The organism is Candidatus Pelagibacter sp. Uisw_090, from assembly GCF_047717845.1.
Lineage (GTDB): Bacteria > Pseudomonadota > Alphaproteobacteria > Pelagibacterales > Pelagibacteraceae > Pelagibacter.
In genome coordinates this window covers 203,184-225,068 of record NZ_CP159810.1, presented here as the reverse complement: position 1 = coordinate 225,068, position 21,885 = coordinate 203,184, and the positions used below count along the sequence as shown (strand labels likewise).

General features: G+C 30.4%; 23 protein-coding genes, 1 pseudogene and 1 riboswitch. Of the genes and pseudogenes, 5 read left to right on the top strand and 19 right to left on the bottom strand.

What is annotated here, in order from left to right; translation table 11 throughout:
• Positions 1 to 10: 10 nt before the first annotated feature.
• The 6 genes and pseudogenes from gcvP to ABXT58_RS01175 all read right to left on the bottom strand — a co-directional run bounded on the left by gcvP (position 11) and on the right by ABXT58_RS01175 (position 7,056).
• A pseudogene (gene gcvP, locus ABXT58_RS01200) lies at positions 11 to 2,868 on the bottom strand (aminomethyl-transferring glycine dehydrogenase).
• Positions 2,869 to 3,249 (bottom strand): glycine cleavage system protein GcvH, encoded by a 381-nt coding sequence (gene gcvH, locus ABXT58_RS01195; protein ID WP_415304244.1) that lies wholly within the window; start codon positions 3,247 to 3,249, stop codon positions 2,869 to 2,871.
• Positions 3,246 to 4,352 (bottom strand): glycine cleavage system aminomethyltransferase GcvT, encoded by a 1,107-nt coding sequence (gene gcvT, locus ABXT58_RS01190; RefSeq protein WP_415304243.1) that lies wholly within the window; start codon positions 4,350 to 4,352, stop codon positions 3,246 to 3,248. Before gcvT ends, gcvH begins: the two co-directional genes overlap by 4 nt.
• A gap of 77 nt (positions 4,353 to 4,429) precedes the next feature.
• A riboswitch (glycine riboswitch) is annotated at positions 4,430 to 4,519 on the bottom strand.
• A gap of 24 nt (positions 4,520 to 4,543) precedes the next feature.
• Positions 4,544 to 5,437 (bottom strand): DMT family transporter, encoded by an 894-nt coding sequence (locus ABXT58_RS01185; RefSeq protein ID WP_415304242.1) that lies wholly within the window; start codon positions 5,435 to 5,437, stop codon positions 4,544 to 4,546.
• The gene (locus tag ABXT58_RS01180) at positions 5,424 to 6,377 is read right to left on the bottom strand and encodes a biotin-dependent carboxyltransferase family protein (protein WP_415304241.1); all 954 of its coding nucleotides are present in this window, start codon (positions 6,375 to 6,377) and stop codon (positions 5,424 to 5,426) included. The genes ABXT58_RS01185 and ABXT58_RS01180 overlap by 14 nt, the downstream gene beginning before the upstream one ends.
• The gene (locus ABXT58_RS01175) at positions 6,370 to 7,056 is read right to left on the bottom strand and encodes an allophanate hydrolase subunit 1 (RefSeq protein WP_415304240.1); all 687 of its coding nucleotides are present in this window, start codon (positions 7,054 to 7,056) and stop codon (positions 6,370 to 6,372) included. Before ABXT58_RS01175 ends, ABXT58_RS01180 begins: the two co-directional genes overlap by 8 nt.
• A gap of 27 nt (positions 7,057 to 7,083) precedes the next feature.
• Here ABXT58_RS01175 and ABXT58_RS01170 point away from each other — a divergent pair, with 27 nt between their 5' ends.
• From ABXT58_RS01170 to ABXT58_RS01160, 3 genes are read left to right on the top strand one after another with little or no spacing between them, the layout of a single operon-like run.
• On the top strand, positions 7,084 to 7,857 hold the full coding sequence (locus tag ABXT58_RS01170; RefSeq protein WP_415304239.1) for a 5-oxoprolinase subunit PxpA: 774 nt from the start codon (positions 7,084 to 7,086) through the stop codon (positions 7,855 to 7,857).
• Between the two features lie 3 nt (positions 7,858 to 7,860).
• Positions 7,861 to 8,352, top strand: a complete 492-nt coding sequence (locus ABXT58_RS01165) for a tetratricopeptide repeat protein (RefSeq protein ID WP_415304238.1) — start codon at positions 7,861 to 7,863, stop codon at positions 8,350 to 8,352.
• Positions 8,353 to 8,356: 4 nt separating this feature from the next.
• Positions 8,357 to 9,142 carry a putative hydro-lyase gene (locus tag ABXT58_RS01160; RefSeq protein WP_415304237.1) on the top strand — a complete coding sequence of 262 codons (786 nt, stop codon included), beginning with the start codon at positions 8,357 to 8,359 and terminating at the stop codon, positions 9,140 to 9,142.
• Here ABXT58_RS01160 and ABXT58_RS01155 read toward each other — a convergent pair whose 3' ends face one another.
• Genes ABXT58_RS01155 through ABXT58_RS01140 form a run of 4 tightly spaced genes read right to left on the bottom strand, consistent with a single transcriptional unit; the run spans position 9,143 to position 12,438 of the window.
• Complete coding sequence (locus ABXT58_RS01155) at positions 9,143 to 9,850, bottom strand: ABC transporter ATP-binding protein (protein WP_415304236.1); 708 nt, start codon at positions 9,848 to 9,850, stop codon at positions 9,143 to 9,145.
• Positions 9,840 to 10,562 carry an ABC transporter ATP-binding protein gene (locus tag ABXT58_RS01150; protein WP_415304235.1) on the bottom strand — a complete coding sequence of 241 codons (723 nt, stop codon included), beginning with the start codon at positions 10,560 to 10,562 and terminating at the stop codon, positions 9,840 to 9,842. The genes ABXT58_RS01155 and ABXT58_RS01150 overlap by 11 nt, the downstream gene beginning before the upstream one ends.
• Positions 10,559 to 11,569 carry a branched-chain amino acid ABC transporter permease gene (locus tag ABXT58_RS01145; protein ID WP_415304234.1) on the bottom strand — a complete coding sequence of 337 codons (1,011 nt, stop codon included), beginning with the start codon at positions 11,567 to 11,569 and terminating at the stop codon, positions 10,559 to 10,561. Before ABXT58_RS01145 ends, ABXT58_RS01150 begins: the two co-directional genes overlap by 4 nt.
• 2 nt (positions 11,570 to 11,571) lie before the next feature.
• Positions 11,572 to 12,438 (bottom strand): branched-chain amino acid ABC transporter permease, encoded by an 867-nt coding sequence (locus ABXT58_RS01140; protein WP_415304233.1) that lies wholly within the window; start codon positions 12,436 to 12,438, stop codon positions 11,572 to 11,574.
• 107 nt (positions 12,439 to 12,545) lie between these two features.
• Between ABXT58_RS01140 and ABXT58_RS01135 the strand changes: the two genes are divergently transcribed.
• Together ABXT58_RS01135 and ABXT58_RS01130 are read left to right on the top strand one after the other, a co-directional pair.
• Positions 12,546 to 13,802 (top strand): ABC transporter substrate-binding protein, encoded by a 1,257-nt coding sequence (locus ABXT58_RS01135; protein WP_415304232.1) that lies wholly within the window; start codon positions 12,546 to 12,548, stop codon positions 13,800 to 13,802.
• Between the two features lie 104 nt (positions 13,803 to 13,906).
• Positions 13,907 to 14,521 carry a YjbE family putative metal transport protein gene (locus ABXT58_RS01130; protein WP_168606596.1) on the top strand — a complete coding sequence of 205 codons (615 nt, stop codon included), beginning with the start codon at positions 13,907 to 13,909 and terminating at the stop codon, positions 14,519 to 14,521.
• Position 14,522: 1 nt separating this feature from the next.
• Here the strand turns inward: ABXT58_RS01130 and panB are convergent, their stop codons facing one another.
• From panB to ABXT58_RS01085, 9 genes are read right to left on the bottom strand one after another with little or no spacing between them, the layout of a single operon-like run.
• Positions 14,523 to 15,296 (bottom strand): 3-methyl-2-oxobutanoate hydroxymethyltransferase, encoded by a 774-nt coding sequence (panB, locus tag ABXT58_RS01125; RefSeq protein ID WP_415304231.1) that lies wholly within the window; start codon positions 15,294 to 15,296, stop codon positions 14,523 to 14,525.
• Between the two features lie 3 nt (positions 15,297 to 15,299).
• The gene (locus ABXT58_RS01120; RefSeq protein WP_415304230.1) at positions 15,300 to 15,719 is read right to left on the bottom strand and encodes a VOC family protein; all 420 of its coding nucleotides are present in this window, start codon (positions 15,717 to 15,719) and stop codon (positions 15,300 to 15,302) included.
• A gap of 26 nt (positions 15,720 to 15,745) precedes the next feature.
• The gene (gene guaA, locus ABXT58_RS01115) at positions 15,746 to 17,311 is read right to left on the bottom strand and encodes a glutamine-hydrolyzing GMP synthase (RefSeq protein WP_415304229.1); all 1,566 of its coding nucleotides are present in this window, start codon (positions 17,309 to 17,311) and stop codon (positions 15,746 to 15,748) included.
• A complete protein-coding gene (locus tag ABXT58_RS01110; protein ID WP_415304228.1) occupies positions 17,301 to 17,738 on the bottom strand; it encodes a tetratricopeptide repeat protein in 438 nt (145 codons plus the stop codon). The genes guaA and ABXT58_RS01110 overlap by 11 nt, the downstream gene beginning before the upstream one ends.
• Entirely contained in the window at positions 17,738 to 18,814 is a 1,077-nt protein-coding gene (gene guaB, locus ABXT58_RS01105; RefSeq protein WP_415304227.1) for an IMP dehydrogenase, read from the bottom strand. The genes ABXT58_RS01110 and guaB overlap by 1 nt, the downstream gene beginning before the upstream one ends.
• A 37-nt stretch (positions 18,815 to 18,851) precedes the next feature.
• On the bottom strand, positions 18,852 to 19,463 hold the full coding sequence (locus ABXT58_RS01100) for an RlmE family RNA methyltransferase (protein WP_415304226.1): 612 nt from the start codon (positions 19,461 to 19,463) through the stop codon (positions 18,852 to 18,854).
• Complete coding sequence (locus ABXT58_RS01095; protein ID WP_415304225.1) at positions 19,464 to 20,375, bottom strand: glycosyltransferase; 912 nt, start codon at positions 20,373 to 20,375, stop codon at positions 19,464 to 19,466.
• Complete coding sequence (gene pssA, locus ABXT58_RS01090; RefSeq protein ID WP_415304224.1) at positions 20,376 to 21,179, bottom strand: CDP-diacylglycerol--serine O-phosphatidyltransferase; 804 nt, start codon at positions 21,177 to 21,179, stop codon at positions 20,376 to 20,378. It lies immediately after the preceding gene.
• A gap of 3 nt (positions 21,180 to 21,182) precedes the next feature.
• Positions 21,183 to 21,830: a phosphatidylserine decarboxylase gene (locus tag ABXT58_RS01085; RefSeq protein ID WP_415304223.1), complete on the bottom strand. Its 648-nt coding sequence runs from the start codon at positions 21,828 to 21,830 to the stop codon at positions 21,183 to 21,185.
• Positions 21,831 to 21,885: the final 55 nt, after the last annotated feature.

The following is a 21,885-nucleotide window of genomic DNA, read 5'->3' as shown; positions in this document are numbered from 1 at the left end:
TGGTAAAAATCTAAGCTGCTGTATCTTCGTACTCTTCCATAGATGGACATGTGCAAAACAAGTTTTTATCTCCATAAACATTATCTACTCTACCAACTGGAGGCCAATATTTATTTGTTCTTAAAAAATCTGAAGGATAAGCGGCCTCTTCTCTTTCATACTTATGATCCCACTTATTGGATGTTAATTCAACGTGAGTATGTGGCGCATTCTTCAATGGGTTATCAGTCTTGTCATATTCGCCAGTCTGAATTTTATTTATCTCTTGTTTTATCTTTATAAGAGTAGAGCAAAACTTATCAATTTCACTCAAACTTTCGCTTTCTGTAGGCTCAATCATCATTGTACCAGCAACAGGCCAGGACATTGTTGGAGCATGATAGCCAAAATCAATCAATCGCTTTGCAATATCTTCTTCTGTAATCCCTGTTTCACTTTTTATTGTTCTAATATCAATGATACATTCATGAGCTACATTACCACTTTTACCCTTATACAAAATTGGAAAAGAGTCTTTTAATTTATGTGCAATGTAATTTGCATTTAGTATTGCAACTTGTGATGCTTTTCTTAAGCCTTCAGAGCCCATCATCTTTATATACATCCATGAAATTGATAAAATACTTGAGCTGCCCAAGGCGCTGCAGATACAGCTCCCATTCCAGTCACTGGGCCACAATCTTTAATTACAGAATGCTTTGGTAAAAATATTTCTAAATGCTTTTTACATGCTATTGGTCCCATACCAGGTCCTCCACCACCGTGTGGTATACAAAACGTTTTATGTAAATTTATATGACAAACATCTGGTCCAAAATTACCTGGTTTTGCAATTCCAACTAACGCATTTAAGTTTGCTCCGTCCATATAAACTTGTCCACCATGCTTATGAATTAATTCACAAATATCAGTTATTTTTTCCTCAAAAACACCATGTGTTGATGGGTAAGTAACCATAAGAGCAGCTAAATTTTCCGAATGTTCTTCAGCTTTATTTTTTAAATCTTCATAGTCTACGTTTCCATATTGATCACATTTCACAACAACTACTTTCATACCAACCATTTGGGCGCTTGCTGGATTTGTGCCATGTGCAGAGCTTGGTATTAAACAAACATTACGATTTGTTTCACCATTTTTTTCATGAAATTTACGTATTACCATTAAACCAGCAAACTCACCTTGAGCTCCAGCATTTGGTTGTAATGAAACTCCAGAAAATCCTGTGATTGACCTTAACCAGTTTTTTAAATCAGTAAATAACTCCCTGTAACCATCCATTTGTTCTACAGGAGAAAAAGGATGTGGTTGTGAAAATTCTTTCCAGGTAACTGGTATCATTTCTGAAACTGCATTAAGTTTCATAGTGCACGATCCTAAAGCAATCATGGATTTATTAAGGGCAATGTCAGAGTCTTCTAATTTTTTTAGATAACGTAGCATTTCTGTTTCTGAATGGTATCTATTAAAAACTGGATGATCTAAATAAGTTGAAGTTCTTAATAAATTTTTAGGAATATTAGACAAACTTTCATTCATGGATTCTTTAATTGTTTCTGAACAATTAAAAATTTTTAATAACTGATTTGCTCTATAAAGATTTTTTCTTTCATCAAAAGATACTGCTAACATTTCAGAATTCACTTTTCTTATATTTACTCCTTGATCTAAAGCATTTTTGTATATCTTCTCTGTTTTATCTAGAGTTTTTATTGTTACCGTATCAAAAAAATCATTTGAATAAAGTTCATAACCAGATTGTTTTAGTTTATCTGCAAAATTTTTAGTCAGTTGAGAAACACTTTCTGCAATCTTTTTAATACCTTGTGGACCGTGATAGACAGCATAAGCTGCAGAGACTATTGCTAATAATGCTTGTGCAGTACAAATATTACTCGTGGCTTTATCTCTTCTTATATGCTGCTCTCTTGTTTGAAGTGCAAGTCTGTATGCTTTTTTTCCATGCTTATCTACTGAAACACCTACTATTCTACCTGGCATTGATCTTTTATACTCATCTTTTGTAGCAAAAAATGCTGCGTGTGGACCACCATAACCCATTGGAATTCCAAAACGTTGTGAACTACCAACTGCAATATCAGCTCCTAACTCAGCAGGTGTTTTTAGTTTAGCAAGTGCTAACAAATCACATGCAAGAACTGCTTTTCCATTATGTTTATGTATTTTACTAATAGCCTCACTTGGGTCTTTTATATCTCCAAGGGTACCAGGATATTGAATAATACCACATATAATATCCTCTTTAATATCTTTATCCTCGTCACCAACTATTATTTCTAAACCTAAAGGTTCAGCTCTTGTTTTAATAACATCGATAGTTTGAGGGTGACAATTTTTTGAAACAAAAACTTTTTTAGATTCAGACTTAGATATTCTATAGCTTAATCCCATAGCTTCTGCTGCTGCTGTTCCTTCATCTAAAAGAGAGGCATTAGCAATATCCATTCCTGTAAAGTCAATTATCATTTGTTGAAAATTTAATAACATTTCCAATCTACCTTGTGCTACTTCTGGCTGGTAAGGAGTATAAGAAGTGTACCATCCTGGATTTTCTAAAATATTTCTAAGTATTACATATGGTGTATAAGTTCCGTAATAACCCATTCCTATAAAGCTAGAATAAACTTTATTTTTTTTAGCTATATCTTTTAGTTTTCTAAGTGCTTTATACTCAGAGTTTGGATCTCCAATATCTAAGTCATCTTTAAGAAGGATTTTTTCTGGTACAGTGTCTTTTATTAAATCATCAAGACTTTTATAGCCTAATTCTTTAAGCATAACATTTTGTTCATCAACTGATGGACCTATATGTCTTTGTATAAAATCTTTTTGAGCATTTTTTAACATTTAACTACCACTTTCTTTTGAAAATTTTTCGTATTCTTCTTTATTCATTAATGAATCCATTTCAGACTTATCAGTAATTTTTAATTTAAAAAACCATGCATCATTTTCTGGATCATTATTAACCTTTGCAGGATCATCAACAATTGCTTGATTGTTTTCGATAATTTCTCCAGATACAGGAGTATAAATATCACTTGCAGCTTTTGTTGATTCTACAACACCTGCATTACCATCTTTAACAACAGAAGACCCTATCTCTGGTAGCTCTACAAAAACAATATCACCTAGCATTTCGGTTGCATGTTGTGTGATTCCTATAATAGCAGTATCTCCATCTAATTTTATCCACTCATGTTCTTTTGAATATTTTACTTCGCTCATTTGCTAACTCCTTTCACATAACTTTTTTTATAAAATGGCAAATTACTTATAAATGCCGGATATTTTTTTCCTCTCACTTCTAAAAAAACCTTAGTATCAATTTTAGAAAATGAATTTTCTATATAACCCATGGCGACTGGGGCCTGGACACTTGGTCCGAAAGTTCCACTTGTAATTTCCCCAATATTTTTATTATCTTCACTAAATATTGATGTTTTTTCTCTAGCTATAATTCTACCTTCTGGCTTAATACCTACGCGGATCTTACTTACCCCTTTCTCGATTTGAGATTTAATTTTTTCACATCCAATAAACCCACCCTCAAGAATTCTATTTTTTGATATTGCCCATTTTAAATTAGCTTCTACTGGGCTTTTATTGATATCCATGTCATGACCATACAAACAAAGTCCCGCCTCTAATCTCAAGGTATCTCTGGCACCTAGTCCAATTAAACTGGCCCCTTCATCTAAGAGGTTTTGCACAAACACCTCTGCATCATCATTTTTTATAGATATTTCAAATCCATCTTCACCTGTATAGCCTGATCTTGTGATGTAAATATTTTCTTTAAGATAGTTAAATGTATCACCATTCATAAATTTTAAATCTGATACTCCATTGATTATTTTTTCTAATATTTGGACTGCTTTTGGCCCCTGTATTGCTATAAGAGATAATTCTTCGCTTAAAATCATTTCATACTTATTTTCTAATAATTTAGATAAAAGTTTAAAATCTGTATTCTTACAAGCAGCATTCAATACAATGTTAAAACCGCCTTCAACTTTAGTGATAATCAAATCATCGTAAATTCCTGCTTCTTCATTCATTAAAAAACTATATTTTGACTGATTTAATTTAGCATTGCTCAATTCAGCTGGAAAAATTCTTTCAAGACTTTTTGCTAATGTGTCGTCTCCTTTAATGAATAGCTGACCCATATGTGACACATCAAAAATACCCGCATTGTCTCTTGTACTTTTATGCTCCTCAATAATTCCTTTAGAATATTGAATTGGCATTTGATAACCAGCAAATGAAACAAATTTAGCTCCATGCTTTAGATGTAAATTATAAAGTGCTGTTTTTAAATTTTCCATATTAACTCACTGTACCCATCTGTATGTTTGCCTGAGAGTTTTATTCCGTCGGCGAGAACTTAATCTCTTTCCAGAGTTAATATGCTACGGTCCTTTTGCCTGAGAGATTCCTGGGTGGTTGCTCCTTCGGCGCTACGATAGTCTGTAGTCTCTCCCGTATAGAAGAATAATCTACCAGATGTATGTCAGAGTCAATTAATAATTTTTTCTTTTTTATTAGACAAAAGCAACGATGAAAACTGAAGTAAAACAGCAAATAAAATAATTGCACCACCAATTAATGTAAATAATGATGCCCGTTCACCTGCAAATAGAAAAGCCCAAACAGGCCCCAAAACAGATTCGGATAGCATAATTACTCCAACCATTGCTGAAGGAGTGCTACGAGCACCGATGGTAATGAATATAAAACCAAAACCAACTTGAAAAAAACCTGCTAAGAAACCTAAAAATATATCATTAGGTGAAACCATTAAATTATGTGAATAGTAAATACATACACTTAACCCTATTAAGCAAGAGCTTACTCCAGCAACAAATTGAGCAGGAATCATGTCTACTGTAGGAAATTTTCTTACAATCATGATTAAGACCGCAAATGTAATAGGCATTGTAAATGCAGCTAAATTTCCTGAAAGGTTACCTGGTCTAAGATCATTGCCAACCATTAAAGTAACTCCTGTTATTGCTAATATTATTGAAACTAGAGTTATTGTTGAAATTTTTTCTTTTAAAAATAAGTAACCAAAAATTGCAAGAAATAAAATTTGTAATGAGATTATGAAATTAGTATTGGCAACTGATGTATTAGACATTGCATATACATAACCACAAAATCCGAATGACAATACAATACCACCAAAAAAACCTGGCAATCCAGATTTATAGAAAGAGCTTAAAGTTTTCTTTTTATAAGTAATTATTAAAAAGGCTAAAACTGTAAGCGTAAAAAATAAAGATCTCCAAAAAAGAATTTGCCACTCTGTAGAGCCTTCAAATTTTTTTACAATAAGCCCACCAAAACTTAAACTTAAAGCTCCCATAAAAATCAGTAATGGACCTGGAATTTTATTAATTACATTCATTTAAATATCTATTTGTATCTTCTGTGTATGCTTTAAATATATTCTGAGCTTCTTCAAGACTTACTTCCTTAAAGTTTATTTTTGTTCCAGGAGTTAATTGCCCAACTAAATCAAGATCAGCAGTAATAACTACACCAATCTTTGGATATCCTCCGACTGTTCCATGATCCGACAACATTATTATTGGATTACCATCAGCAGGTACCTGAATAACTCCTCTAACTAAACCTTCTGATTTGATGTTGGTGTTTTTTATATTTTCTAATTTAGGACCTTTTAATCTTATACCCATTCTATCAACAAGGTTTGAGATTAAAAAATCTTCATTAAAAAATTTGTCTATTGCATCCTTAGAAAAATAGTCAAAATTTGTACCTTTAATAATTCTAATGATGTTATCAGTAGAATAATCAAAATTTATTTTTTTGTTTATTAGGCTTTTGATATCAATTTTTTTAATAAAAATTTTATCATTTAACGAATATTTTTTTCCATTATTTGGTCCAATATTTGCTTTAGTATTTATGGAATAACTGCTCCAGGTTTTTTCTACATCAAAGCCACCATTTACAGCTAAGTATCCATACGTAGAATTTTTGGTTGATATTATATCTATTTGATCTTCTTCATCTAAAAAATAACTTTTATAACACTCACCTTCTTCAACCTTTAAATTCTTTCTAATAATTTTAAAAAAAATATCCCCAGATATTGCAAAATTAATTTTTCCATTCTTTAACTTTAAAAGAGGGCCTTGGTATGCAAACTCTAATACAGGCTCATCTAATTGATTTTCAACTAGTCTATTTGATAATGTATAATTTCTTTGGTCAATTGCACCGCTTACTGCAATACCAACATGATATAAATGATTTCTACCTTTGTCTTGAATGGTAGTATTAACTCCAGCCCTTAAAATCTCAAAATATGCTTTATTCATTCCAATTTAAATGTTCTTCTTTTGTTATTTGATAAAAACTTACTTTATCACCTGGATTAACTAGAGCTGGTTGAACTAAATTTTTATCATCAAAAATTTTCTTTGGGGTGTTACCAATAATATTCCAACCACCAGGGCTTTCAAAAGTATAAATATTTGCAAATTGTTCTGTTATTCCTACCGATCCCTTAGGCATCTTTAATCTTGGTGTTTCCAATCGATCGCATCTAATATTTTCATTAAGATCTCCTAAAAAAGGCATTCCAGCAATAAAACCTGTCATGTAACAAAAATACTCTTTGTTAAAATATAGTTCTAATATTTTTTTTTTATCTATATTCAATTTTTTAGTTAATCTCAAAAAATCCAGTCCATACTCATCATCACAACAAACTGGAATTTTAATTCTTTTGTTATTATTTTGAATATCTCTATTAATGGTTAAGCCTTCTATAAAATATTTAATTTTTTTATAGTTAGTTATAGTTAAATCAAAACTAATGATTAATTTATTATAAGAGGGTGTTAAGTTAGTTATTCCTTCAATCTTTTTATCTTTTATTAATTTTGATATATGGTGAAAGTAATCTATGACGCTTGAATTTATTGTTTCATTAACTTCTAAGCCAAAATCACAATATACGGCTGCATCACCAAGATTTAATATATTTTTAACCATGCCATGTTATACTCCAGACTAAAGAGTATGGAAATTAATATCAATTGTGATTTAGGGGAAAAATCTAAGTTTCATTCTATCAAGAATGATCCAGAATTACTTAATATTGTAAATTCTGCCAACATTGCATGTGGCTACCATGCGGGAGATGAACAAACAATGGATATGGTTATTCAAATTTCAAAAAAAAATGGTGTTAGTTTGGGTGCTCATCCTTCTTTTAATGATCCTGAAAACTTTGGAAGAAAAAGAATGAATTTAAATTCTTTAGAAATAAAAAAACTAATCTTTGAACAATATGAAATATTACAAAAAATTGCTCAAAATTATAATGAAAATGTTACTCATATTAAGCCACATGGGGCACTTAATAATATGGCTTGTGAAGACCTGGAATTAGCTACAACTCTAGCAGTGGCCATTAAAGAGATTAATAAAGATATCATTTATCTTGTCCCAACTGGTTCGCAAATGGAAGTTGCTGCTAAGAAAAATAGTTTAAGAATAGCTTGTGAAATTTTTGCAGATAGAAATTATGAAGATAATGGAAATTTAATTTCTAGAAGTAAACCAAATGCTTTAATCACTGACCCTGAGTTAGCAAAGAAACATGTGTTGAACATGGTTAAAAATCAGGCAATAAATTGTCTCAGTGGTAAACAGATACCTTGTGAGATTGACTCGGTTTGTATACATGGTGATAATGAAAGCTCATTAGCAACTGCTAAATCTATCAGGGATAATTTAATTGATAATGGGTTAGAACTAAAACCTTTAAATAAAATGGATAAATTTAATTAAAATATGAAAAAACTTATTTATACTTTACTAATAATAATAGCACTTACTAATAATTCATTTTCTGCAGGGAGTAGCGATGATAACGATTCTACCCCAAAAGTATCAAACTATGCAAAAGCAAAAAATTTAATTAAAGCTGCCAAGAAATATGAAAAAAAAGGTAAAACTGAAAAAGCACAAAAAAGATATGCAAAAGCACAAAAGCTTCTTTTAAAATCTAATGATGAAAAACCATTACAGGCAGATACTTTAAATTATTTGGGTTTTACTACTAGAAAACTTGGGGATTATGAAGGGGGTGAAAAATTTTACTTACAAGGCTTACAAATTGAGCCCAATCATAATGGAATAAATGAGTACCTTGGTGAACTTTATGTAGCCACTAATAGAATGGATATGGCTAAAGAAAGACTAGAAGTTTTGAAAACTTGCAACTGTGAAAAATATGACGAACTAAAAGAAATAATTGAAGGTACTAAAAAATCTAAATATTAAATTTATGCTCAATATTCAAAATCCAATTGAAGCTAGAAAAATTATTAGAAAAAATGAGTACAAAGATCAAACAGCAGGAACTGCTAGTAAATATGTGCAGGGTAATCTTTGTATATTGCCCAGCAAATATGCAATGGATTTTGCATCATTTTGTCAAAAAAATCCTAAACCATGTCCTCTAATAGGTTTTGGTATAAAAGGAGATCCGTCATTAAAAGATTTAGGGGATATTGATATTAGGACAGATGTTCCTCAATATAGAATATGGGAAAAAGGAAAAATTATTGATGAACCATATGACATTAAAAAATATTGGAATGAAGATTTAACGACATTTGTTTTGGGATGTTCTATGTCTTTTGAGCTACCATTAATTGAGGCGGGAATACCTATCCAACATATTGAAAATGATACTATTGTTCCAATGTATCGAACATCGATAGATTGTGAGCCAGCAGGTCAGTTCTCAGGAAAATTGGTTGTTTCTATGAGACCTTTAAATTCAAAAGATGCTATTAGATCAATTCAAATTAGTTCTCGGTTCCCAGCAGTTCATGGTGCTCCTATTCATTTAGGTGATCCATCAGAAATTGGAATAAAAGATATAATGAATCCTGAATATGGCGATCCTCCTAAGGCATTTAAGAATAATGAAATTCCTGTGTTTTGGGCATGTGGAGTAACGCCTCAATCTGTTTTACAAGATTCAAAACCTGACTTTTGTATAACGCATGCTCCAGGAAAAATGCTTATTACAGATAAATTAAATAATGATTTGGCAGCTTTATAACTAGCTTCCTAAAAAAACCTTCTTAACTTTTTCGTTATTAATTAATTCATTAGATTTACCACTAATGACTAATCTTCCACTCTCAAGAACATAGCCCCTATCAGCCATGCTTAGTGCCAATCTTACATTTTGCTCAACAAAAAGAATTGATACTCCTTCACTAACCACATTTTTGAATATTTTTATTAAATCTTTTACTACTAGGGGTGATAATCCTAAAAATGGTTCATCTACCATCAAAAGTTTTGGAAGTCCCATCAGTCCTCTAGCTATTGCAAGCATTTGTTGTTCACCACCAGACATAGTGTGAGCTAACTGGCTTGATCTAGATTCTAGTTTTGGAAAAATTTTATAAACTTTAGACAAAGAACTACTCAATTCCTCTTTTGCTTTAGGATGCCAAGCACCAAGGACAAGGTTTTGCATAACAGTAAGGTGTGGAAATACTCTTCGTCTCTCAAGAACATGGGAAATTCCTAATTCAGTTCTTTTAAAGATTGGGATTTCAGAAATTAGATTATTTTTAAAATGTATACTTCCATTCTTATGGCTAACTAAATTACTGATTGTATTTAAAATTGTACTTTTACCAGATCCATTAGGTCCTAAAAGAGCAACCATTTCTCCATTATCTACATTTATTGATACATCCCAAATAACTTGAAAATCATCATATAAAACATCAATATTTTTTATATCAAGTAGCATCAACAGTTCCTAAATATGAGTCTATTACTTCTTCATTTTGTTGAATTTCTTTTGGGGTTCCATAAGCAATTCTTTTACCTTGATCTAGCGCTAGAATATTGTCAGAAATTTCCATTATAATATTAATATTATGTTCAATGGTAATTATTGTTACACCAGATTTTTTAAGTTTTTTAATTAACTCAACTAAACCTGGGATAGTTTTTTGATCAACACCTCCTGTAACTTCGTCCATTAATAATAGTTTTGGTTCAATTGCCATTGCTCTTGCCATTTCTAATCTTTTTCTTTGACCTGTTGAAAGCTCTCTAGCAAAATGATGTCTCTTTTCTATAAGATCAACAAAATCTATTATTTCTAAAGCTTTATCCCTTGCCTTTTTAATATTGTCTTCTTTCACAAACGAGCCAATCATTACATTTTCTAATAATGTTTGATCCGCAAAAGGTTTTAATTTTTGAAAAGTTCTTCCAATACCTAGACTGCTAATTTTGTCAGGACTTAAACCTGATATATCTTTATTAAAGAAACTAACTTTGCCATTATCAGTTTTTGTATAGCCAGTAATTAAATCAAACAAAGTAGATTTGCCTGCACCATTGGGTCCTATAACTCCCAAAATTGTACCTTCTGCAACATCAAAAGAAATATCATTATTGGCTTTTATACCTCCAAAAGATCTACTTAAATTTTCTACAGATAAAATTTTCATCTTTGTTTTTTCCTTTCTAAAATATTTTTTGGAAAAAAAGATATAAGCCCCTCTGGTCTAAAAATGCAAATTAGCATTAGAATTAACCCATAGAGAATTAAATCTACAGCTCCTCCTGTTCCACCTAAATAAATTCTAGAATATTCTGAAATTGGAATAAGAATAGCTGCACCCACAATAGGCCCCCAAACATTTCCAATTCCACCAAGGACTGTGATCAATAAAACAATAATTGAAATTTCTATATTAAACACTCTATCTGGATCAATTATAAGTATATACTGAGCAAATAAACTTCCCATTGGCGCCATTATCATTGCTGAGATTACATAGGCTATGATTTTATAATTAGAAACATTGATACACAAACTTAATGCTGCCTGTGGATCATCTCTTACAGCTCTTAATCTGTATCCTAATTTTGATCTACTTAAGAGCCAAACTAAAAAAAATGTAATTATAAAAAATACTAAAAAAATATAATAATAAGGCATTTTACTACTATGAAATTGAAGAGCTAATAAAGAGTCTCCTGAAGTCATGGGAACCCATACTCCTGATGCGGCACCTACCCACTCCCATCTTTGAAATATAATTTGAAAACTAATTCCAATTAATAAGGTGGCAATCGCAAAATAATGTCCACTAAGTCTCAGCATTGGTATACCGATTAAAACTGCAGCAAGCCCTGAGAGAATAATTCCAACAAAAATACCTATCCATGGGGATATACCGTACTGAACATACAGAAATGATGTTGCGTATGCTCCAATTCCAAAAAAAGCACCATGGCCTAAACTAATTTGTCCTGAAAAACCTGCAATTACATTCCATGACTGAGCCATAACTGCGTGCATAAAAATCATTATCATCAAATGAAGGTAGAAAGAATTCAATCCAAAATGAGGTAAAGCAAATAACAGTACAATTAGACCTCCAATTAAAGATATAATTCTTTTATCTGTATTCCAGACAGGTTCTGATTTAGCTATTAATAATTTATCCATAATTAATACCTTCCAAACAAACCTTGTGGCCTAAAAATTACAACTAGTAAGTAAATTGCAAAAACATATAAAAGTTTAAAAGATGGATCTATTAGCAAACCACCTAATGACTCAACTAATCCAATAATAATTCCTGCATACAAACACCCAATAATACTTCCAAAGCCTCCTAATGCCACTGCAACAAATGCAAATAGAGCAAAATTTATTCCAACGTCAGTAAAGATAAAAAAATAATTTGCCATCATTCCTCCAGCGACACCGACACAACCAAGTCCTATTGCCCAACCAATAGCAAACATTTTATCAGATGGTATACCTAAAATTTCAGCTGCATGCCTGTCTTGTGCTGTTGCCTGCAGTGCTAAACCAGTTTCAGTTTTTGTTACGAATAGATAAAGAAGAATAAAAGCAACCAAACAAACTAAACTAGCAATCAGTTGAGGCTGTCCAATAAAAATACCTGAAATTTCTAATCTTCCTTCTAATAATGGTTTATCAATATTTCTAAAATCTGGTGTCCATAAAAACTGTGCAATTGATCTAATAAATATTGATAATCCAAAAGTTGCACAAATCTGGATTAACATTTTGGCTTTCAATATATATCTAATCAAAAAATAATGAGTTAACACCCCACAAAAAGCCATTAATAAAATTGTAATTGGGATTGAAAAAATTGGATCTAATCCAAATAAAGACCATAACCAAAATGATGAAAACATTGATAACATCAAATGTTCGCCATGAGCAAAATTTACTATGTCCATTAATCCAAAAATTAAACTTAACCCAGCAGCAATTAATGCATAAATTAAACCCATCATTAATCCTGTCACTACTGCTTGTAAAATTATTTCAGTTGTCATTTATTTTTTATAAATTTCTACTGTTGATTGAATAGTAAGTCATTGAATTGATATCACATATAGTATTAGATTATATTTTTAAAAAAAACAAATAAGAGGGAAAATAAATGAAAAAATTAATACTTTCAGTATTTACTTTTTTATCATTAGTTTGTGCACCTACAATTAGTGCTGCAGAAAATGTTAAAATTGGAGTACTTTATCCATTAACTGGGCCTGTTGCTCAGGTTGGAAAGGATGCCGTAGCAGCAGTTCAAACTGCTTTAGACATAATAAACAACAGCCATAACATTCCTGGTATGCCTTTAGCAAAAGATGCAGGCCTAAAAGGTTTAGGTGGTGGAAAAATTTCAATTGTTGTTGGTGATCATGGTGGAAAACCAGATATTGGAGTTGGTGAAACAGAGAAAATGTTAAACTCTGATAAAGTTCATGCAATGTTTGGTGCTTACTACTCATCTGTAACAGGTGCAGCAAGTCAAGTATCTGAAAGAGCTGGTATACCTTGGGTTAATGGTGAGTCTACTTCACCAAAATTAACTACAAGAGGATTTAAATATTTCTTTAGAGTAACACCGCATGATGGTGAGTTTACTCAATTAATGTTTGAATTTATGGATGATTTTAACACTAAGAATAATAATAAATTAAAGACACTTGGAATTATTCATGAAGATACTCTTTGGGGAGCTGATAGTGGTGGAACGCAAAACAAAATGGCTAAAGACAAAGGTTATAAAGTTGTTGAAAAAATTAGCTATAAAGCAAAAACAACTTCTTTAAGTTCTGAAGTACAAAGATTAAAAGCAAAAAACCCAGATGTTTTATTGCCATCTTCTTATACAGCTGATGCTTACTTATTTTTAAACACAGCCAAAGAACTTGATTATAATCCTAAACTTTTAGTTGCACAAAATGCTGGCTATACTGATCCAAAATTTATAGCTACCATGGGAAGCAAAGCTGAAGGAGTAATTACAAGATCTCCTTTCAACACTGACTTAGCAACTACAATTCCAATGATTGGAACTGTAAATGAACTATTTAAGACACATTCTGGTGGAAGAGATTTATCAGATGTACCTGCTAGAGCATTTACTGGTTTTATGGCATTAGCTAATGCAATTAATAATGCTGGATCGACAGACCCAGAAAAAATTAGACAAGCATTGGTAGATTTAGATATGTCATCTGACTCTCTTATTGTTCCATACAGAGGTATTAAATTTGGTGCTGATGGTCAAAATGAAAAAACAAGAGGTATTTTGATGCAAGTACAAGGTGGAAAATACTGTACAGTTTATCCATTTGAACTAGCTGCATGTAAATTGCAGTACCCGATGCCAACTTGGTCTCAAAAATAATTTAGACTAATACTATTAAAGGCGATCATTAACATGGTCGCCTTTTTTTATTTATTAAATACTTTTCTTGAATTATAATATTTATTTAATATTATAAAAAAATCTTGATCGAAGAATTCATAATTTTAACCCAAATCATCTTTATAGATATCATCTTAGCTGCTGATAACGCCATTATTATTGGATTAATTGCTGCTAACTTTGTACCAAAGAATAGAAAACAAATAATTCTCTGGGGAGTTGCTGGAGCATTAGTTTTTAAAATTATTTTTGCTCTTTTTGCTACATACCTATTTGAATTTTATTATATTAAAATTTTAGGTGGACTACTTCTAATTTGGATTGTTAATGATTTAAGAAAAGATTTAGTTGAAATGAAAAATAAAATTAAATCACCAGTAAAAAAATCTACAGAACCTTCATTTGTAAAAAGTATTTATAAGGTTTTATTCGCAGATATTACGATAAGCTTTGATAACGTTATTGGAGTAGTTGGTGCTGCAAAAGGCTATTTTGGTTTCATGATATTTGGTCTTGTTTTATCTGTAGTATTAACTGGTGCATTAGCTACTTATTTAGCAAATTATATTCAAAAACACTTATGGATAGCCTATGTGGGACTAGGTTTTATTTTAATTGTGGCACTACAATTAATAATTGGTGGATTAAATGATTATGGTGTTTTATCAATTAACGAAACATTTAAACAATACTTTTAATTTAGTATGAATGTTTCTTAGTAGGAAACTTACTTGTAACTACATCTTTCTTAAACTTTAGTGCAGCATCATTTATTTGTTTTTCAATATTTGAATACCGTTTAACAAATCTAGCTTTCATTTTATTTAATCCTATAAGATCATCTGTAACTAAAACTTGTCCATCACAGTGTACTGAGGCACCAATTCCAATCGTGGGAATATTAATCATTTTTGTAATTTCTTTTGCCAATGAGCTTTCAACACATTCTAAAACAATTGAAAATACACCAGCTTCTTCTAAGAGCTTAGAGTCTCTTAAAATAGTTTTTCTTTCTTTTGTTTCTTTTCCTTTAAATTTAAAATTTTTTGCAGACTGTGGAAGAACACCCAGATGACCCATTACTGGAATTTTGTTCTTAATTAAAGTTTTGATTATTTGAACAATTTTTATACCACCTTCAAGCTTGACAGCATCACACTTCGTTTTAGAGATTATTTTTTTTGCATTTCTTAAAGCTTCTCTTGAGGTTCGGTAAGTGTTATGAGGCATGTCTACTACCATTAAGCTTTTTTTAACACCCATCCTTACACTTTTAGAATGCTCAATCATTATATCTAATGTCACTTTTTTTGTAGAAGAAAAATTATAAAGTACAGATCCAAGTGAATCGCCTACTAAAACAAGATCACAGTGTTTATCTATAATAGATGCAATATTTTTAGAGTAAGCAGTAAGGCTTATAATTTTAGATTTATTTTTTTTTTTAATAAAGTTAATAATCTTACTATTCATTTTTTACCAAATACCATTATTTTTCATTGGTGCCCACGGTTCTTTAATTTCTAAATTTCCTTCTTGTAAGATTTCTATAGAAATATTATCAGGGGATCTTACAAACGCCATATGGCCATCTTTAGGTGGTCTATTAATTGTATAGCCCATATCTTTAAGTCTCTCACACGTTTCGTAAATATTTTCAACACGGTATGCCAAATGACCAAAATTACGAGATCCATCACCAAGCTTGTCGCCATCCCAATTATAAGTTAGTTCTAGTTCAGCCTTTTCATCATCAGGTGCTGCTAAAAAAATTAAAGTAAACCTCCCTTGTTCACTCTCCATTCTTCTAGTTTCGATTAAACCTAGTCCCTTGCAGTAAAAATCTAATGATTTTTCTACATCTGAGATCCTAATCATAGTGTGTAAATATTTCATAATATCTTGTACTCTATAATAAAATATTATTCTAATTCAATGGTACTAGGAGGTTTTGAGGTAACATCATAAACTACTCTATTAATTCCCCTAATATTGTTAATAATTTGATTAGAAATTGATTGCATGAAACCTTTAGGAAAATCAAAAAAATCAGCAGTCATTCCATCTTCGGATGTAATTGCTCTTAAAAGACAAATATGTTCATAAGTACGATTATCTCCCATAACACCCACAGTTTTAACTGGTAGTAGTGCAGCATAAGCTTGCCAAATTTTATCGTATAATCCATGATCTCTTAAAGCCTTAATAAAATAGAAATCTGCTTCTTTCAAAATTTTAATTTTTTCATTTGTGATAACACCAGGCATTCTTATTGCTAAGCCTGGGCCAGGAAATGGATGTCTTGAGATTATGTCATTAGATAAATTAAGTTCTAGCCCTAATTTTCTAACTTCATCTTTAAATAAAAATTTAAGAGGTTCTACTAATTTTAATTTCATTCTTTTAGGAAGACCACCCACATTATGATGTGATTTTATTTTTGAGGTTTGGCTACCTGTAACAGATTTACTTTCAATTAAATCTGGATAAAGAGTGCCCTGCGCAAGAAATTGAACATTTTTAATTTTATTAGCATATCTTTCGAATATTCTAATAAATAGATTTCCTATAATTTTTCGTTTTTTTTCAGGATCAGAAACATTTGTTAATTTTGTAATAAATTCTTTTTCTGCATTTACATAAATTAAATTCATCTTTAATTTTTTCTTGAATGTATTAACTACTTGCGTTTCTTCATTTTTTCTTAAAAGACCATTGTTAACAAAAATACAAGTTAAATTTTTTCCAATTGCTTTACTTAATAATTGCGCAACCACACTACTATCGACACCTCCTGACAATCCACAAATTACTTTGTTGTTACCTACCTGTTCTTTAATTTCATTAATTAATTTTAATTTTTGATCTTTCGAGGACCAGTTTTTTTTAATTTTGCATATAAGAAAAACGAAATTACGTAATAAAATTTTACCTTTATCCGTGTGTGTTACTTCTGGATGAAATTGCACTCCATAAAAATTATCTTTAATATTTTCAATTATTGTTAATTTAGAATTTTTTGTGGATGCTATAACTTTAAAATTTCTTGGCATTTTTGATACTTGATCAGCATGGCTCATCCAAACATTACTTGTCTTGTCTTTATTAAAGAAATTTTTGGTTAAAATACTATTTGATACTTTATCTATTGTAGCTAGGCCAAACTCTCTGTGTTTTGATTTTTTAACTTTACCACCTAGCAGTTTGGATAATATCTGGTGCCCAAAACATATACCTAAGATTGGAACCCCTAATTTTAAAATTTTTTTATCAAATTTAAATTTATCATTTTCATAAACGTTAAGAGGGCCACCAGATAGAATTATTCCAACAATATTTTCTTTTGCAATCTGGGTAATCTTTATTTTTTTGTGGCTAACAATTTCTGAAAAAACACCTAATTCCCTTATTCTTCTTGCTATTAATTGTGTGAATTGAGAACCAAAATCAATTATTAAAATTTTACCTAAATTATTACTAAGACTCATTTTTAGGTTCCAAATTCTTTAAGGATTCTAAAATAGAATTTTTTTTATCACACAATTTATTGCAAATTTTAGAAAAATTATCTGCTAATTCTTTTACTTTAGAGTAATTGGATCTTTTTAACTCTATTTCCATAAGCATATAGTTTGCTTCTTCATTTTTTGGATCGAGTAATAGTACTGTATCTATATTTTTTTGTTTTTCTATTTTGTTTTCTTCAAAATTATAAATTTTTGCTAAATACAAATATGAATCTTTATCCTTGGGGTTAAAAACAATACTTCTTTGAAACAAAAATTTAGATTCTTCATATTTCTGTTCATCGTATTTATTTTTTCCTTTTTCAAAAAAATTATTTTCTGCAAAAGAATTGCTTCCAAAATTTAAAAACATAAATAGGATAATTATTAATTTATCTATTTTTCTCATTAATACTTGCTCTCATTTTTTACTTGATCAACATTGTGAACCATACTTTCATAAAAACCCGCTTTAGTTATTTTTACAAAATTTGGTTTATTTTTAAGATTTGAAACTTTTTTTGCACCTAAATATCCCATAGATGATTTTAACCCTCCAATTAATTTGTAAATTATACTTTTAACATCACCTTTATATTTTACAAAACCTTCTACTCCTTCTGGAACATATTTAGATATATCTTTTTGTTTACTTTGAAAATATCTATCAGCTGAACCTTTATTCATTGCTCCAACAGAACCCATGCCTCTAAAACTTTTAAATAATTTTCCATTTTTCTTAATTAGTCTTCCAGGTGTTTCTAGGCTACCTGCAAATAAAGAGCCAATCATTATCGCATCAGCACCTGCAGACAGCGCCTTAGCTAAATCACCTGAATATTTAATTCCACCATCTGAAATAATTTTTACTTTATTATTTTTAACACCTTTTTTAACAGCAAGTATTGCACTTAACTGCGGTACACCAATACCTGCAACTAGTCTGGTTGTACAGATTGATCCTGGTCCAATCCCAACTTTAATAATATCTACTCCTAATTTTATTAAAAATTTTGCCGCTTCAGCTGTTGCAATATTTCCAGCACATAGAGTTGTCTTGTTTGTTTTTAATTTTTTTATAGCTTTAATAATTTCAGCAACTTTTTTGCTATGTCCATGGGCTGTATCCACAACAATTAAATCCACTTTTTCTTTTAAAATAGCTTCTGCCCTTTTAAGTTCTAAAGGACCAGCTCCAACAGCCGCACCAACTAATAAGTTTAATTTTTTAACTTTTTTAATTTCCTCAATTTGTTTTTTAATATTAAGGTTTCTATGAATTACACCAATACCTCCAGCTTTAGCTATTGCTATAGCCATTTTACTCTCAGTAACCGTATCCATTGCAGAGGATAATAAAGGTATTTTTAATATTAAATTAAATGATAATTTTGTGCTGGTATCAACTTCAGAAGGTAGAACTTCTGAGTATTTTGGTGCCATTGTAACATCATCAAAAGTGAGTGCTTCTTTTATAGGATCCATAATAATTTATATATGATTCCCTTTAAAAAAAAAGTCCCTATCTTAAGATTTTACAAATAATAAAACTTTCCTTAGATTCTTTTCTGCTAGACTTAGGTTTAAATACCTTTACTTCTTTGAATAATTTTTTGCCTAAGGCAATTATTTCGTTAAATGATGAGCCTAAAAAAATCTTAGAGACAAATCGTCCTTCTTTAACCAGCATTTCTTTAGAAAAATTCATGGCTTCCATCGCAAGTTCCCCTGTATAAATTGCATCTATATCTTTTATACCCGTTGTATTAACGGCCATATCAGACACAACAACATCAACTTTTGATTTGAATAAGCCTTTTATTTTTTCTTGAGAATCTAGATCAGTAAAATCACCTTTGATTTGGATTGTATTCTCAATTTCTTCCATATCCTTTATGTCGATTGAAACTAATCTTCCACTTTTTACTGTTCTTGAAATATATTGAGACCAGCTACCTGGCGATGCACCTAAATCTATTACTGATATTCCATTTTTTAATATCTTAAATTTTTCATCTATTTCTATTAATTTATATGCTGATCTAGCTCGATAACCATCTATCTGAGATTGTCTAACATAAATATCTCTTTTTTGTTTATTAATCCAATTTTTTGAAATTCTATTCTTTTTCAATTAATGACCAAACCTTAAACTTTTTGATAAAATTTTATTTTCTAAAGTTTTTATGTTTACCTTTACCTCTTTATGTAGTCTCATATCCTTATCATCATCCCAGATTCCAGAAGCAAGATGTATTATACCTAATTTATGATTAGGCAGATAAGGTTCGACAAAGCTTTTTTCTTGTTCGTTAAATTTTGGTAAAAGATTACTAACTAACCAATTGCAATTATGAGGCAAGAACTCAGTTTCTAAATCATCGATGTAAACAGACATATTAATAGCTAATTGTTCTGATCCAAAAATATTTCCAGCTTTTAATGTTTGTTCTAAATTTTTTTGCCATGTAATCCATCCAACTGAATTTTTTTCTAAAGAAAAAACACCAATATTAATATGTGGGGCAAAGGCAAGTTTTCGTGCTTTATCTATTCCAATTTTTGATTTTATTGCATGTTTAAAATTTTGAGATTTAATTATTGCGAGTTGTCCAAATATCCAAGTAACTTTAGACATTATTTTATATCCAGGTGTAAAAGTTTGAGTAATTCCTAATTTACCATTTTCACAAGCTTTAAAATAAAGTTCTATTGAATTCCAATCTCCTACCCAGGCGTCACAATCAATCCATAAGAATTTTTCATAACTAGGAAAATATTTTGGTAAAAAGGCTCTAGATATTTGACTCTTTAACCACTCTCTTCCTTTTACTTTAAATGCCGAAACATCAATGTCCCATTTGGCTGATTTAATTTCGTCAACTTTTTTAGATAATATGTCTCTTTGTTGCTCGGACAAACCAGCATCTAAAATGCAGATTGCTGTATCTTTGCTTTTTTCATAACTCTTAATAGAATCGACTAATTCATTAAGTAATTCAAAGTAATTTGAGTCAGCCAGAGATACAATTACATTTTTTTTCATCTACAATATGTCTTCAAGATCATCATTATCATGATTTTCACCACTTAAAATTTTCTGTTTATAAATTTTTTGATAACTGAAGTATCCAAATGGAATTAAGCAAATATAGATTAATCCACAAATGACTAAAACTTTAAATGTATATATTAACAAAAGTCCAAAAAATAACACAACACCAAACAATGCAAAAATTGTCATACGACGTGGTATGGAAATCTTTTTAAAAGCAAATGTTGGAACTTTACTGATCAATAAAAATGAAATCAAAATAAAAAATGTTGGTACTACTATATTGTAGTTAATCTTTATCAAATTTATCTCACTTAGACTTAATATTAACGGCATCAATACCAAAATTCCACCTGCTGGTGAAGGTACACCTTCAAAGTAATTATCTTTCCATGATGGCTCTGAATTTGAGTTCACGTTAAATCTTGCAAGTCTAAGAGCAACACAAACCACAAAAATCATTGTAAGTAACCAGCCAAATTTACCTAAATTATTTAAAGACCAGAAATACATTATAAAAGCTGGTGCTACACCAAAACTAATTAAATCTGCTAATGAGTCTAATTCTTTTCCAACCAAGGAAGTTCCTTTTAACATCCTTGCAACCCTACCATCTAAAGTATCAAAAATTGCTGCAAATATAATAGCTATAATAGATAGTTCAAATTTTTCATCTAATGCAAATTTAATAGAACTTAAACCAATACATACATTTATTAATGTCAGTGCATTAGGCAAAAGCATTCTAGCTTTTTTATCTGATACGATTTTAAAATTATTTTTAGGTTGTTCCATAAGCTATCTTTTAGCTAATAGCGTTTCACCAGCAATTGTCTTTTGTCCTACTTTGACTAACGTTTCATAGTTTTCAAAATAAACATCAGCCCTACTTCCAAATCTTATCATTCCAATTCTCTCACCTTGTTGCAAATGTTGATCCTTTGAAGACTCACAAACTATTCTTCTGGCAATTAAACCTGCAATCTGAACAACAATAACCTCTTCTCCATGGTTATTCGTTATCTTATAATAGTTTCTTTCATTGTCTTCACTTGCTTTATCGAGTGATGCATTTAAAAATTTTCCTGGTTTGTAAAGTATTTCTGAAATTTTACCTTCACAAGGTGTTCTATTAACGTGACAATCAAATACGTTCATAAAAATACTAATCTTAGTGAATTTTTTATCTTCTAAACCTAGTTCTTTTGGTCCATCCACTTCATGAACCATTAAAACCTCACCATCTGCTGGACTAGTTAGGTAATTTTCATCATTTATTGAAATTCGTTCAGGATCTCTAAAAAAATAATAAACCCATATAGATAATATAAGACCAATTAATCCAAGAAAGGTGCTAAGGAAGTATAAAAAAATTGTTACAATAATAGCTATAGCTAAAAATTTGTATCCTTCAGAATGAATTTTTGGGAAAATTTTCTCTAACATAAGCTTCTATTTGATAATTTTTTATTAATATGTATATAAAGCACTGAATTACAAT

What these genes read in the sequence shown, in the direction of transcription:
- ABXT58_RS01135 (WP_415304232.1), top strand. Translation starts at nt 12,546, where the DNA reads ATGAAAAAATTAATACTTTCAGTATTTACTTTTTTATCATTAGTTTGT.
- ABXT58_RS01160 (WP_415304237.1), top strand. Translation starts at nt 8,357, where the DNA reads ATGCTCAATATTCAAAATCCAATTGAAGCTAGAAAAATTATTAGAAAA.
- ABXT58_RS01140 (WP_415304233.1), bottom strand. Translation starts at nt 12,438, where the DNA reads ATGACAACTGAAATAATTTTACAAGCAGTAGTGACAGGATTAATGATG.
- ABXT58_RS01110 (WP_415304228.1), bottom strand. Translation starts at nt 17,738, where the DNA reads ATGAGAAAAATAGATAAATTAATAATTATCCTATTTATGTTTTTAAAT.
- ABXT58_RS01175 (WP_415304240.1), bottom strand. Translation starts at nt 7,056, where the DNA reads ATGGTTAAAAATATATTAAATCTTGGTGATGCAGCCGTATATTGTGAT.
- ABXT58_RS01185 (WP_415304242.1), bottom strand. Translation starts at nt 5,437, where the DNA reads ATGAATGTAATTAATAAAATTCCAGGTCCATTACTGATTTTTATGGGA.
- pssA (WP_415304224.1), bottom strand. Translation starts at nt 21,179, where the DNA reads ATGGAACAACCTAAAAATAATTTTAAAATCGTATCAGATAAAAAAGCT.
- gcvH (WP_415304244.1), bottom strand. Translation starts at nt 3,249, where the DNA reads ATGAGCGAAGTAAAATATTCAAAAGAACATGAGTGGATAAAATTAGAT.
- guaA (WP_415304229.1), bottom strand. Translation starts at nt 17,311, where the DNA reads ATGAGTCTTAGTAATAATTTAGGTAAAATTTTAATAATTGATTTTGGT.
- ABXT58_RS01120 (WP_415304230.1), bottom strand. Translation starts at nt 15,719, where the DNA reads ATGAAATATTTACACACTATGATTAGGATCTCAGATGTAGAAAAATCA.
- guaB (WP_415304227.1), bottom strand. Translation starts at nt 18,814, where the DNA reads ATGGATCCTATAAAAGAAGCACTCACTTTTGATGATGTTACAATGGCA.
- gcvT (WP_415304243.1), bottom strand. Translation starts at nt 4,352, where the DNA reads ATGGAAAATTTAAAAACAGCACTTTATAATTTACATCTAAAGCATGGA.
- ABXT58_RS01155 (WP_415304236.1), bottom strand. Translation starts at nt 9,850, where the DNA reads ATGCTACTTGATATAAAAAATATTGATGTTTTATATGATGATTTTCAA.
- ABXT58_RS01170 (WP_415304239.1), top strand. Translation starts at nt 7,084, where the DNA reads ATGGAAATTAATATCAATTGTGATTTAGGGGAAAAATCTAAGTTTCAT.
- ABXT58_RS01165 (WP_415304238.1), top strand. Translation starts at nt 7,861, where the DNA reads ATGAAAAAACTTATTTATACTTTACTAATAATAATAGCACTTACTAAT.
- ABXT58_RS01095 (WP_415304225.1), bottom strand. Translation starts at nt 20,375, where the DNA reads ATGAAAAAAAATGTAATTGTATCTCTGGCTGACTCAAATTACTTTGAA.
- panB (WP_415304231.1), bottom strand. Translation starts at nt 15,296, where the DNA reads ATGAATAGTAAGATTATTAACTTTATTAAAAAAAAAAATAAATCTAAA.
- ABXT58_RS01145 (WP_415304234.1), bottom strand. Translation starts at nt 11,569, where the DNA reads ATGGATAAATTATTAATAGCTAAATCAGAACCTGTCTGGAATACAGAT.
- ABXT58_RS01150 (WP_415304235.1), bottom strand. Translation starts at nt 10,562, where the DNA reads ATGAAAATTTTATCTGTAGAAAATTTAAGTAGATCTTTTGGAGGTATA.
- ABXT58_RS01180 (WP_415304241.1), bottom strand. Translation starts at nt 6,377, where the DNA reads ATGAATAAAGCATATTTTGAGATTTTAAGGGCTGGAGTTAATACTACC.
- ABXT58_RS01085 (WP_415304223.1), bottom strand. Translation starts at nt 21,830, where the DNA reads ATGTTAGAGAAAATTTTCCCAAAAATTCATTCTGAAGGATACAAATTT.